The sequence below is a fragment of the Streptomyces sp. NPDC048436 genome (assembly GCF_043200355.1).
Lineage (GTDB): Bacteria > Actinomycetota > Actinomycetes > Streptomycetales > Streptomycetaceae > Streptomyces.
The window spans coordinates 86,081-98,288 of the sequence record NZ_JBICXP010000007.1 but is presented as its reverse complement, the minus strand read 5'-3'; the positions used below and the strand labels follow the sequence as shown (position 1 = coordinate 98,288).

Below are 12,208 nucleotides of genomic sequence, written 5' to 3'. Positions count from 1 at the left end.
AACGCATGTTCCGCGGGGCCCTTCGCCGTGCCCGGTCGTGACTGACAGGTGTGTCGAGGGGGATGGGGGAGTCAGAGCAGCTTGCGCGCGGCCCGCCGCAAGTCGTACTCGTGAATGATTGCCTTGGCGTGTCCGTACGCGAGGTTGTGTTCCGCGCGGAGCCAGCTGACCTTCTCTTCGAAGCGGAAGAGGGAAGGACCTTCGTCTACGGCACGCAGCCAGTCGGACACTTCACGACCGGTGCACTGGGGGATACGGGCGAGCAGATTGCGGTGGGTCTCCTCGGAGAAGACTTGGGACATCGGCGCCTCCGGACGCGTCGCGATGTGTTCCGTCCTTCACGACACCGTGCCTGAGCGCCGGGACGTTGGCAACAGTCCCGTCCGGGCGCATAAGGTCGCCGAGTGCTTGATACGACGCCTTTGACGGCCGCAGTGGACCAATTCGCCGACCGGTTGCGGGCCGCCCCGCAGAGTCGCCTGCAGCGGGGGGCGGCCACCGAAGCGCTCGCTCTGGCCAGGGAATTGGCGGCGTGGGCACAGCGGATCGAGGAGCCGAAGGAGGAGCCGCGTGAGATGCCGGACGCCGGGATGTTCGCGGCGGCCGACCAAATCACTGTCGCGGGGCGGGATTTGGCCCTCGTCCTTGAGGACGCCGGTCAGCTGGCGGAGGCGCTGACGCTGGTGGAGAAGGCGCAGAAGCGCGCCGGGGTGTGACTCCCGGCGGGCGCCCCGCTCAGACCGAGGCGATGACGCGGTCCGCCAGGATGTACACGTTCTCGGTGCCGCACTCGAAGGTCAGGGCGTAGGCACCGGAGACTCCGGAGCCGCCGAGCAGGACCGGGGCGTGGCCGTCGCGCAGGGCGCCGGCGAGCTGCTCCGCGGTCTCGCGGTGGCCCGGCGTCATGCAGAGCGTCGTGCCGTCGGCGAAGACGTAGACGTCAAGCGTGCCCAGCGGGCCGGGACGGACGTCGGCGAGCGCCGTGCGGGCGTCGGCCAGTTCCTCAAGACAGGCGACAGTGCGCTCGTGGTCGCCGTTGACGGGGGACTGCACCGGGACGAAATCCGGGTGCGAGGGGTGGCGGCGGCGGGCGGCGGCCAGCTCCGGGGAGTCTCCCGCGAACTCGTCGACCGGATCGCCGTAGGGCTCGATGACCGGCTCGAGGCTGTCCGCCTCCAGGCCGGAGAGGTCCGCCTGGCGGGGCAGGAACAGCTCGTCGGCCATGTCGGAGAGGCCAGGGAGGCCGCTCAGCAGCGACGGCGCGTCCGAGGCGTCACGGGCTTCCTGGGCGGCCCAGAAGGCCCGCGCCTCGGCCAGCTCGCGCTCCCGTTCCTCGGCGAGGGCCTCGGCGACAGCCGTGCGTATCTCGTCGGTGTCCGGTGTGGTGCGGGCGGCGGGCACGGTGGGGTGCGCGATCGCCGAGCGGCTCTGGGCCAGCTCGGCGCGCAGAGCCGTGATTTCGGTGAGCTGCTTCCGCAGCCCCCGCACGGAGTGCAGGGCGGCGGCACCCACGGCCGTGGCGGCGGCCGTGGAGAGCAGCATGGCAAGAGGCATGGCACTCACTGACGTACTCCCGGTTTCAAGTCGACCCCCGACTTCCTACATCAGCTTGAAGCCTGCACGATCCACCTGTCAGTGCATTACGTCACGAATTGGACAGGTCTTTCGGCCCGGTGTTTACCCCCAGATGTGCGCTGACCTGGGTATATGCATCTCCCCCAGGAGATAGGTCACATCCTGGGGGAGATTGAGTCACGAATCAATGGAGGCGTGAGGCACCGTGAGGCTTCAGCAGGGGCGGAAGGGTCAGCTGAGGCGCTCGATGACCATGGCCATGCCCTGGCCGCCGCCGACGCACATGGTCTCAAGACCGAACTGCTTGTCGTGGAACTGGAGGCTGTTGATGAGCGTGCCGGTGATGCGGGCGCCCGTCATGCCGAAGGGGTGGCCCACGGCGATGGCGCCGCCGTTGACGTTCAGCTTGTCGAGCGGGATGTTCAGGTCGCGGTACGAGGGGATCACCTGGGCGGCGAAGGCCTCGTTGATCTCGAAGAGGTCGATGTCGTCCACGGTCAGGCCGGCCCGCTTCAGGGCCTGCTTGCTGGCCTCGACCGGGCCAAGGCCCATGATCTCGGGGGAGAGGCCGGTCACGCCGGTGGAGACGATGCGGGCGAGCGGGGTCAGGCCCAGCTCGCGGGCCTTGGTGTCGCTCATGATCACGAGGGCGGCGGCGCCGTCGTTGAGCGGGCAGCAGTTGGCGGCGGTGACGCGGCCGTCGGGGCGGAAGACGGGCTTGAGGCCCTGGACGCCTTCGAGGGTGACGCCGGCGCGGGGCCCGTCGTCCTTGCTGACGACGGTCCCGTCAGGGGTGGTGACGGGGGTGATCTCCCGCTCCCAGAACCCGTTCTTCAGGGCTTCCTCGGCGAGGTTCTGGGACCTGACGCCGAACTCGTCCATGTCCTGACGGGTGACGCCCTTGGCGCGGGCCAGGTTCTCGGCGGTCTGCCCCATCGCGATGTACGCGTCCGGGATCAGGCCGTCCTCACGCGGGTCGTGCCAGTCCGAGCCCTCGGTCCTGGATACGGCCTCGGTGCGGGCCTCGGCGTCGGCGAAGAGGGGGTTGTGGGTGTCGGGGAGCCCGTCGCTCGACCCCTTGACGCTGCGGGAGACCATCTCCACACCGGCGGAGATGAAGACGTCCCCTTCGCCGGCCTTGATGGCGTGCAGTGCCATACGGGAGGTCTGCAGGGAGGAGGAACAGTACCGGGTGATGGTGCAGCCCGGCAGGTGGTCCATTCCCATCTGTACGGCGACGATGCGACCGAGGTTGTGCCCCTGCTCCCCGCCCGGCAGACCACAGCCGAGCATCAGGTCGTCGATGAGCTTCGGGTCGAGCTCGGGGACCTTGGCGAGGGCGGCCTCGATGATGGTGGCGGTCAGGTCGTCCGGACGCAGATCCTTCAGCGAGCCCTTGAAGGCGCGGCCGATCGGGGTGCGGGCGGCAGAAACGATCACGGCTTCGGGCATCGCTGAGCTCCTACTGGCGGGGGCGCCCCGGGGTGGGGCTGCGTGGCTGGCGGGACTCCTTGGGAAGTTACCTGTACGTACCGCGGTCAGTCACCGGGCGGGGGATGTGATGCGGGACGCATTTGTCTAAGCGCTTGCTCAGGCCCCTGGGCCTTGGACGGTGTTCTCCCCCGGCGGGGGGTGCGGCTGCCCTCCGGGCGGGGGTCGCTGGGCGGCGCCGCACCCTTGTCCTGCCGGACCCGCCGCTTCTCTCCCCCGCGTGCGTCGTCCCCGTCCGCCGGTGGGCGCCCTGTCCCGCCGCTTCGCGGCGGATGTCTCCCGCCCACCCACCCGTTTGCCCGGCGTTCAGCCCGCGCCGTAGGGGCCTGCCGGTGAATTCCGGCCTGGAGGTGCGTCGCTGCTACGTGGGGGGGGGCGTGCCGGTCTCGCCTGCTGGCGGAGCCCTGCCCTGTCCCGCCGCTTCGCGGCGGATCACTCCCGCCCACCCACCCGATCACCCCGGGGTAATCGGGTGGGTGGGCGGGAAACATCCGCCGCGAAGCGGCGGGCCAGTACGCACCCGCAGCAGAGCACCGGCAGGGCCGCACCCCGCCCCCGGTAGGGGAGCCTCCGCCCGGCAGGGACACCCCCCCCGCCCAAGCCCAACGCAGAGCTACCGCGGTAGCGGTGAAGGATCCGGAGTGTGGATGCGGCGTCGGCGGCGGCGTTTGAGGAGGGCCCAGGGGCCTCGGGGGCCCGTGGGCATGGCTGCCGCCACCTCCGTGCCGCCCTCCGAAGCGGCCTGCGCAGCCGCCCGTGCCACCGGCAGGAAACCCTCCCGGCGCGAGACGTCGGGCCGCTCCTCCTCCGGCCACAGGCCAAGCGCCGCGCACAGCGTCGGAAGCACCGCCATCGCCGCGGTGGCGTACCCCTCCGCGGAGGGGTGGTAGTTGTCGGGACCGAACAGCTCCCGCGGGTTCGCCAGGAACTCGGGGCCCAGCAGGTCCCCGAGCGACACCGTCCGCCCGCCCTGCTCGACCACACCGATCGTCTGCGCCGCGGCCAGTTGGCGTGAGACCCGCCGCGCCATCCACCGCAAGGGCTGGTAGACGTTCTCCACCGTCCCCAGGTCGGGGCACGTCCCGACCACCACCTCGGCCCCGGCCGTCCGCAGCCGCCGCACCGCCGCCGACAGATGGCGCACGGAGCGCGTCGCGGGCATCCGGTGGGTCACATCGTTCGCGCCGATCATCACGACGCAGACATCGGGCTCCCAGGACGGATCGGAGAGGATCAGCGCCACCTGGCGGTCCAGGTCGTCCGACATCGCGCCCGGCAGCGCCACGTTCCGCATGTCCACCGGCCGCTCGGACACCGCGGCGAGGCCCGAAGCGAGGAGCGCGGCAGGAGTCTGCCGGGCCCGGTGCACCCCCTGGCCCGCCGCGGTCGAGTCCCCGAGCATCGCGAACCGCAGGGGATCCGCGCCGTCCGACCGGTCCGCGTACCCCCATCCGTACCGCCCGTCCGCCCGCGGCGGCGCCGCGTGCTCGCCGCCGTTCCCGACGGACCGCTTCGCCAACTGCACCTCGGCGAGGACCACTCCCACGGCCGCCGCCCCGAGCAGCCCGATGCCTCCGCCGCCGTACGCCGCGCCCGCAGCGATCCGCCGTGCCACCCTCGCCCTCGACATGCCCCGCAGCCACCTCCTCGTCGCCATACCGGCCTACATCAACTCATTGCCCCGTAAGGACGGTCGGCCAATCGCGAGCGGAGGTGAACGACTGACTGGCAGTGACTTTTCCGGGTCTGCCCCGTTGAGTACATGAGTCCGATGATCGGACAGCCGGTCGTTTTGGTTCGGGCAGGGGGTGCGGGATGGGGCGGAAGGTGCCGTTGGCCGACGGGGAGACGGAACTGATGGCATGCGCCCCCGTAACTGTGTTCCGCGGTCTGGACATGACCACCGGCGAGGTGTTGGACGCGGGGCGACTGGCAGAGAGGGTCGGCTGGCTCACGGCCTTGGTCGAAGCCATGTGCGCAGGTGTCACCGGCGCTCATTGGGAGCGGCCGGCGTTGGCGCAGCTCGCCTCAGGCCGTGCCCCGTCGGGCAAGAGGTTGCCGTCGAACGCGTGGACGGCGTTGCGCGCTTTGGGGTGGACGGCGAGCGCCCCGGAGGGCGTGTACGTACCCGACCGGGTGCGCAGGATCGCGGAGGAGCAGGCGGGAAGGGTGCTGCGCGCGGCCTGCTGGCGCGCTCGCGTCACTGATGCGGTGCTGGCCACTTGGCCTGGCGGCCCCCCGGGCCCCTCTTCGACCTTCCGGCTCGCTTCGGGCGGAGGATGCCCCATTCAGCGCACCGAAGAAGAGTGGGCCGCACTGCGGGCAGCATGCCCGGACGGGGGAGGCGTGCCCGCCTCGGTGTTGCGCTCGCGCAGCCGGCAGATTGTCGCCTTCCACACCACGCACGGTCGCCTTCCGGCGGACATCTGCGAGCTGGAGGCGGCCCCGGGCGGCGGGCACCAAGCGGTGCTCGCGGCTGTCGACAGACAGTTGACCGTGCTGGCCCGCTGCGTGGACGACCCGGCCCGTTTCGCGACGCTGACCGTACGCCTGCCAGTACGGCCCGATCCCCGGGCCCGCGCCGACTGGCACGCCGTCACCCTCCGCTTCCGGCTCCCTCCCACGGTCGCGGCGACCGCCGCCCTGCACATGCCCACCCTGCGCGTGCGCTCAGGGCGACTGCGTTTGGACCTTGCCCATACTTCGGTCGTCCCACAGACCCGGCGCGCTGGTCATGTGAGGGCTGTTGCCTTTGACTATGGCCTCACCACTCTCCTCGCCGGCGGGACACTGACCCTGGTTGGCGACATGCAGCCAACCCCTGTCACCGACGGGCGCCCGGCTTTCTTCCGCCCCAACGGGGTCCTGGCCAAGGCCGACCGGTTACGCATCGAGGCCGAACAGCTGTGGGCCAAGGCCGCCCATCTGCGCGCTCTTGTGGACGGCCGCATCGAACGGGGACAGCGTGCGGATATGCGTACGGAGGCGAAGCTGGCCACCCTGTTGGCCGAGCTCACAGCGGTCAGCAGGAGGCGCACGCGACTCAATGGGCAACTTGCTCGAGCCGCAGCCCATTTCATGGTCGACCACGCGTTGGCCGCTCAAGCATCTGTGATCTACCTGGAGGACCTGCGGGACATGGAGGCGGGTGGCAAGGGCCGGACGACACCAAGCCGCCCGACACGGCATCGCCGTGGTCATCGTCCCTGCCCGGGGCACATCGAAGTACTGCCCAAGGTGTCTGACCCCGCTCCGCCATCGAGCTGCCCCCGACCGCACCACCCCTGGCTGGAAATGGGCACAGTGCCCCAACCTCGCCTGCGGCTACGGCGCGGACCGGGATGTAGCTGCCTGGCAGAGAATCGGCGCCCGAGGCCTGACCCACCAGCACGCCACCGTCCTCGATCGGGTGAGCGGCATGTACGTCATCCGTCGTACGGTCAAGGAATTGGACCAGCCGGTCCAGCACACCCACGGGCCCACCTCGTCGTTCGATCCGCGGCAGAGCGCCGTCGCGGCCCAGGACCGGACGAAGGCAGGCACGACGAGAAGCCGCCCTGCGCCCAGGAAGCGACGCAGGGTCCCCGTCCCCCCCCACACCCGCTACGGCGGACGAGGGTGGAAAGCGTCCGGCGGGGCGGCTTCCCCAGTCACCGAGCCGCCATACCCAGTGGCGTACAAGGCGGCAGGCACCGCACACGATGAGCACCTCCACCCGGCGAACACACCGGCCGGGAGGGGCCAGACTCGGCGCAGGATTCCACCTGCACGCCTACGCCACCGCGAGCACGCGGGGGCGACGGGCGCGACCGGGATCTCTTTTCTTCCGATTTTTCCGAGGCAGGCGACGAAAACCAGCCTCACCGGGGAAAACCTCAGCCCATCTGAGACGCTGACGACACCCATTCGTCGCACTACATCGCAGCCCGGAGACAACGGTGCAATTCCACGACTCGATGATCAGCCTCGTCGGCAACACCCCGCTGGTGAGGCTCAACAACGTGACCACGGGCATTCAGGCGACCGTCCTGGCCAAGGTCGAGTACTTCAACCCCGGCGGTTCCGTGAAGGACCGCATCGCGCTGCGCATGATCGAGGCGGCCGAGCAGAGCGGGGAGCTCAAGCCCGGCGGCACGATCGTGGAGCCGACGTCCGGCAACACCGGCGTCGGACTCGCCATCGTGGCCCAGCAGAAGGGCTACAAGTGCATCTTCGTCTGCCCGGACAAGGTGTCCCTTGACAAGATCAACGTGCTGCGGGCGTACGGCGCCGATGTGGTCGTCTGCCCCACGGCCGTCGATCCCGAGCACCCGGACTCGTACTACAACGTCTCCGACCGTCTCGTGCGCGAGACCCCCGGCGCCTGGAAGCCCGACCAGTACAGCAACCCGAACAACCCCCTCTCCCACTACCACTCCACCGGCCCCGAGCTGTGGGAGCAGACGGAGGGGAAGATCACCCACTTCGTGGCGGGCATCGGCACCGGCGGCACCATCTCCGGGACGGGCGGGTATCTGAAGGAGATCTCCGAGGGACGCGTGACCGTCGTCGGCGCGGACCCGGAGGGCTCCGTCTACTCCGGTGGCTCCGGGCGGCCCTACCTCGTCGAGGGCGTCGGTGAGGACTTCTGGCCGACGGCGTACGACAGGACCGTGACCGACGAGATCATCGCGGTGTCCGACAAGGACTCCTTCCAGATGACGCGGCGCCTGGCCAAGGAGGAGGGGCTGCTCGTCGGCGGATCGTGCGGCATGGCCGTCGTGGCGGCGCTGCGCGTGGCCGAGCGGCTCGGCCCGGACGACGTCGTGGTCGTACTCCTGCCCGACTCCGGTCGCGGCTACATGAGCAAGATCTTCAGCGACGAGTGGATGAACGACTACGGCTTCCTCGAGCAGGCCGGCGACCAGCCTCGCGTCGGCGACGTACTGAGCCGCAAGGAGGGTGGCCAACTGCCCTCGCTCGTTCACATGCACCCGGAGGAGACGGTCGGCGAGGCCATCGACGTACTGCGTGAGTACGGCGTCTCGCAGATGCCCATCGTCAAGCCGGGCGCGGGCCACCCGGACGTGATGGCGGCCGAGGTCATCGGCTCCGTCGTCGAACGCGAGCTCCTGGACGCCCTGTTCACGCAGCGCGCCTCGCTCGGCGACCCGCTGGAGAAGCACATGTCGGACCCGCTGCCGCAGGTCGGCTCGGGCGAGCCCGTCGCCGACCTGATGTCGGTGCTCGGCCGGGCCGACGCGGCGATCGTCCTGGTCGAGGGCAAGCCCACGGGTGTGGTGAGCCGTCAGGACCTGCTCGCGTTCCTGGCCGTGCAGCAGGGGCAGTAGCCGCCCCTGGGAGTGCCGTTGGCTGAACTTCGCGGAAGTGGTACGAGCGCGACACGTCCGCGCAGCACCCGCTTAACACGCCTCCGGCACATTGGTGGTTGTCGGCGTACAGGAATTCCGGAGCGGCTCCCGGACCTCTGAACGCCCGGACGCGGGCCCGGTCCTGACCCGGCCCGCGTCCCTCGCGGGGACCGCCGTCGTCCCGCCCCCTGGGAAACCGGGGGTGCGGCGGTCCCCGCGCATGAACTCCGCATGGGGCGCGGGGGTCAGTCGTCCCACTCCGATTTCCGCCCGCGGTCCCTCCCGCGTCCGAAGTGCATGCCCCGCATCGAATGCACGGCGTTCACGCCGACGATGCCCGCCCAGGTGACGAAGAGGCCGGGCAGGTCGGCGTTGACCACGCCGATGGCGGAGAGGGGGACCGCGAGGATCAGCGAGACGATTCCGAAGCCGAAGCGCTCGCCCCAGGAGTCCACCGCGCCGCCCGGCGCGCGGGAGTCGCGGGCGACGACCATCTGCTGCTCGGCCATGTGCCGGCGCATTCGCCGGTCGATGGTGCCGTCCAGGCGCTGCTCGACCTTTCCGAGGAACGAGTCGACCAGCGCGGACTCATACTCTTCGCCTAGCTCTCTGCGTGCGTGCAGAGTGGCGTCGAGTTCTTTTTTGAGTTCGGCGTCACGGGCTTCCATAGTCTTTTACGGTACGCAGCCGCCGCGGGGCTGACAGTGGGGCTAACCCCCCTTTCTCAGCGGGGAACAGCCACCGTGTGCTCCGGCTCCGCCGGTATGTGCGACGTGTCGCGGCGGGCGAGCAGCCAGTACAGGACCGCCGGGACGACGAGGCCCACGATCCAGGAGATGTCCGCGCCGCCCATCGGGTCCACGAGGGGGCCGGTGTAGAAGTGCGTGACGAGGAAGGGGAGCTGGGCGAGGAGGCCCACCCCGTAGACCGTCAGGGCGTCCCAGCGCCAGGCGCCGTACCGGCCGTGGGGGTCGGAGAGCGCGGGGATGTCGTAGCGCTCGCGTGAGATCAGGTAGTAGTCGACCAGGTTGATCGCCGACCACGGGGTGAAGAACGTCAGCAGGAACAGCAGGAAGTCCTTGAACGACGTCAGGAAGCTGTCCTTGCCCAGGAGGGCGACCACCGTGCCCGCCACCATGATGAGCGCGATGTACGCCGCCCTGCCGCGGGGCGAGAGCGTCTTCTGGCCGCGGAATCCGCTGATGCTGGTCACCATCGACATGAAGCCGCCGTAGGTGTTGAGCACGTTGATGGTCAGCTTGCCGAGCGCGATCACGAAGTAGAGGACGGAGGCGATCAGGCCCGTGCCGCCGAGCCCGACCACGTATCCGACCTGGTTGGCGAGGAACGCGTCGCCCGCCGTGGCCGCCACGAGCACCCCGAACGTCATCGACCACTGCGAGCCGAGCGCGGAGCCGGACAGCGTCCACCAGAAGGTGGCCCGCCCCGATGTCGTACGCGGCAGATAGCGCGAGTAGTCCGCGACGTAAGGACCGAAGGCGAGCTGCCAGGACGCCGAGAGCGACACCGCGAGCAGGAACATCGGCAGGTCGAAGTGGGCGTCGTTCAGGAGCGCCGAGAGGCCCACGCGGTCCAGGAGGCGGATGCCCAGGTAGATGAAGGCCAGGGCGCAGATCACGCTCGCGACCCGGCCGAGGACGTGGATCACGCGGTAGCCGACGGCCGCCACCACCGCGGTGACGACGGCGAAGACGATGATGCCGGTGGTGTCGTTCGTGTGCGTCAGCCGGGCCGTGGCCTGGCCCGCGAGGACGCTGCCGCTGGCGAAGAAGCCGACGTACATGAGGATGACGAGCAGGAGCGGTACGACGGCGCCGCGCACCCCGAACTGGGCGCGGGACTGGATCATCTGGGGCAGGCCCAGCTTCGGTCCCTGCGCGGAGTGCAGTGCCATCACCGCGCCGCCGAGCAGATTGCCCAGCAGGAGGCCGGTCACCGACCACACCACGTCGCCGCCGAAGACGACGGCGAGCGCGCCGGTGACGACCGCGGTGATCTGCAGGTTGGCGCCGAGCCAGAGGGTGAACTGGCTGAACGCGGTGCCGTGCCGTTCGTCGTCGGGGACGACGTCGATGGAGCGCCGCTCCACGAGAGCGTCTGCCATGATCCGGTGAACTCCCTGCTGCTGCCTGCCGGTTGGGTTACTTCTTGGTGATTCCGTGCCGCGCCGCCCAGTCGTTCGCGACGTCCTCCGGGTCCTTCTTGTCCTTGTCCACCAGGCGGTTGAGCTCGGTGAGGTCCTTGGTGGACAGCGCGTTGCCGAGGCGGGCGAGCGCCGCCCGCACCGTCGAGTCGGCCTTGCGGTCGGCGATGAGCGGGACGACGTGCTGGCCGGGGATCAGGTTCTTGGGGTCGGTGAGCACGACCCACTTCTCGGCGACGATGTCGGTGTCGGTGGTGAAGAGGTTCGCGACGTCCACGTCACCCTTCTTCAGGGCGCCCTTCACCAACGGCCCTGAGGAGTCGAGGGACTTGAACTCTTTGAACTCGACGCCGTACACGTCCTTGAGGCCCACCGAGCCCACCGTGCGCTTCTTGACCTCGGGCGCCGCGCCGATGACGAGCTTGCCGTTGTGCTTCGCCAGGTCGGCGAGGGACTTGAGGCCGTACTTGTCGGCGCTCTCCTGGGTGACGACGAAGGCGTCGGAGTCCTCGGCCTTGCCGTAGGGCAGGATCTGCAGGCCGCGCGGCAGGGCCATGGCGAGGGCGTTCTGCATCTCGCCCTCCTCCGTCGCCTTCGCCTTGGTGTCGAGGTAGTGAAGGAGGGCGCCCTGGTACTCGGGCAGGAGGTCGATGTCGCCGCCCTTGAGCGCGGGGATGAGGATCTCGCGGGTGCCGAGGTTGGGGCGGACCGTGGTCTTCACGCCGGCCGCTTCGAGTGCGGCGGCGTACAGATACCCGAGTACCTGGTTCTCGGTGAAGTTGGCGGTGCCGATGGTGACGCCGTCCTTGCTGGAGCCACCGCCTCCGCCGCCGGAACCTCCCCCGTCGAGGGAGGTGATGCCGCCGCTGCACGCGGCGAGCGCGGGGACGGAGGCGGCGGCGAAGAGTCCGCCGAGGAGTGTCCTGCGGTTCATGGGGGCCATCTGGGTTTGCTCCTAGGCCGACTTGGCGGGGCGGTGACGGAAGAGGGCGCGCTGCAGTGCGGAGAGCGCGAGATCGAGTACGACGGCGACGAGCGCCACGAGCACGGCGCCGCCGAGCACCTGCACGAGGTCGCGCTGGGCGAGCCCGTCGAAGACGTACCGGCCGAGCCCGCCGAAGGAGACGTACGCGGCGATGGTGGCCGTGGCGACGACCTGGATGAGCGCGAGCCGAAGGCCGGTCATGATCAGCGGGAGCGCGAGGGGCAGTTCGACCTGGAAGAGGACTTGGTGCCAGCGCATGCCCTGGCCGCGCGCCGCGTCCCGCACCTCGGGGTCGACGGCGGTCATCCCGGCGTACGTGTTGGTGACGATGGAGGGGATGGCGAGCGCGACCAGGGCGATGTAGACGGGCCACATGGACAGGCCGCTGGCCAGGAAGACAAGCACGACCAGGCCGACCGTGGGCAGCGCGCGGCCGAAGCTGGAGAGGTTGATGGCGAGGAAGGCGCCGCGCCCGGTGTGCCCGATGAGCAGGCCGACCGGAAGCGCGATGGCCGCGGCGATGAGAGTGGCGAGCAGTGAGTACTGGAGGTGCTCGGCGAGGCGGTGCCCGATGCCGTCGGGCCCGGCCCACTGGTCACCGCTGACCAGCCAGGCGCCGAGGTCCTTGAAGAGTTCGTACAT

At 70.0% G+C, this 12,208-nt stretch carries 11 protein-coding genes and 1 pseudogene; 3 read left to right on the top strand and 9 right to left on the bottom strand.

Annotated elements, in window-relative coordinates:
• Positions 1-71: 71 nt before the first annotated feature.
• Positions 72-302 carry a DUF4287 domain-containing protein gene (locus ACGFX9_RS24230; RefSeq protein WP_355807324.1) on the bottom strand — a complete coding sequence of 77 codons (231 nt, stop codon included), beginning with the start codon at positions 300-302 and terminating at the stop codon, positions 72-74.
• A gap of 102 nt (positions 303-404) precedes the next feature.
• Here ACGFX9_RS24230 and ACGFX9_RS24225 point away from each other — a divergent pair, with 102 nt between their 5' ends.
• A complete protein-coding gene (locus ACGFX9_RS24225; RefSeq protein WP_393475620.1) occupies positions 405-716 on the top strand; it encodes a hypothetical protein in 312 nt (103 codons plus the stop codon).
• A 19-nt stretch (positions 717-735) separates the two neighbouring features.
• On the opposite strand, the gene ACGFX9_RS24220 is transcribed toward ACGFX9_RS24225, so the two are convergent.
• The 4 genes from ACGFX9_RS24220 to ACGFX9_RS24205 form a co-directional block, all read right to left on the bottom strand.
• On the bottom strand, positions 736-1,554 hold the full coding sequence (locus ACGFX9_RS24220; RefSeq protein WP_393476568.1) for a hypothetical protein: 819 nt from the start codon (positions 1,552-1,554) through the stop codon (positions 736-738).
• A gap of 252 nt (positions 1,555-1,806) precedes the next feature.
• Positions 1,807-3,027, bottom strand: coding sequence for an acetyl-CoA C-acetyltransferase (locus ACGFX9_RS24215; protein ID WP_393475618.1), 1,221 nt, complete (start codon positions 3,025-3,027; stop codon positions 1,807-1,809).
• A 652-nt stretch (positions 3,028-3,679) separates the two neighbouring features.
• Positions 3,680-4,696 (bottom strand): SGNH/GDSL hydrolase family protein, encoded by a 1,017-nt coding sequence (locus ACGFX9_RS24210; protein ID WP_393475615.1) that lies wholly within the window; start codon positions 4,694-4,696, stop codon positions 3,680-3,682.
• Positions 4,697-5,060: 364 nt separating this feature from the next.
• Entirely contained in the window at positions 5,061-5,270 is a 210-nt protein-coding gene (locus ACGFX9_RS24205) for a hypothetical protein (protein ID WP_393475613.1), read from the bottom strand.
• Between the two features lie 944 nt (positions 5,271-6,214).
• Here ACGFX9_RS24205 and ACGFX9_RS24200 point away from each other — a divergent pair.
• Positions 6,215-6,361 (top strand): annotated as a pseudogene (locus ACGFX9_RS24200) (hypothetical protein); the annotation flags it as partial.
• A gap of 643 nt (positions 6,362-7,004) precedes the next feature.
• Positions 7,005-8,396 (top strand): cystathionine beta-synthase, encoded by a 1,392-nt coding sequence (locus ACGFX9_RS24195; protein ID WP_393475610.1) that lies wholly within the window; start codon positions 7,005-7,007, stop codon positions 8,394-8,396.
• Positions 8,397-8,662: 266 nt separating this feature from the next.
• On the opposite strand, the gene ACGFX9_RS24190 is transcribed toward ACGFX9_RS24195, so the two are convergent.
• The 4 genes from ACGFX9_RS24190 to ACGFX9_RS24175 are packed head-to-tail and all read right to left on the bottom strand — an operon-like array spanning position 8,663 to position 12,208.
• Positions 8,663-9,085, bottom strand: a complete 423-nt coding sequence (locus ACGFX9_RS24190) for a hypothetical protein (RefSeq protein ID WP_393475607.1) — start codon at positions 9,083-9,085, stop codon at positions 8,663-8,665.
• Between the two features lie 56 nt (positions 9,086-9,141).
• Positions 9,142-10,542, bottom strand: a complete 1,401-nt coding sequence (locus ACGFX9_RS24185) for a purine-cytosine permease family protein (RefSeq protein ID WP_393475604.1) — start codon at positions 10,540-10,542, stop codon at positions 9,142-9,144.
• Positions 10,543-10,579: 37 nt separating this feature from the next.
• Positions 10,580-11,515, bottom strand: coding sequence for an ABC transporter substrate-binding protein (locus ACGFX9_RS24180; RefSeq protein WP_393476565.1), 936 nt, complete (start codon positions 11,513-11,515; stop codon positions 10,580-10,582).
• A 21-nt stretch (positions 11,516-11,536) separates the two neighbouring features.
• Positions 11,537-12,208 carry an ABC transporter permease gene (locus ACGFX9_RS24175; protein ID WP_393475601.1) on the bottom strand — a complete coding sequence of 224 codons (672 nt, stop codon included), beginning with the start codon at positions 12,206-12,208 and terminating at the stop codon, positions 11,537-11,539.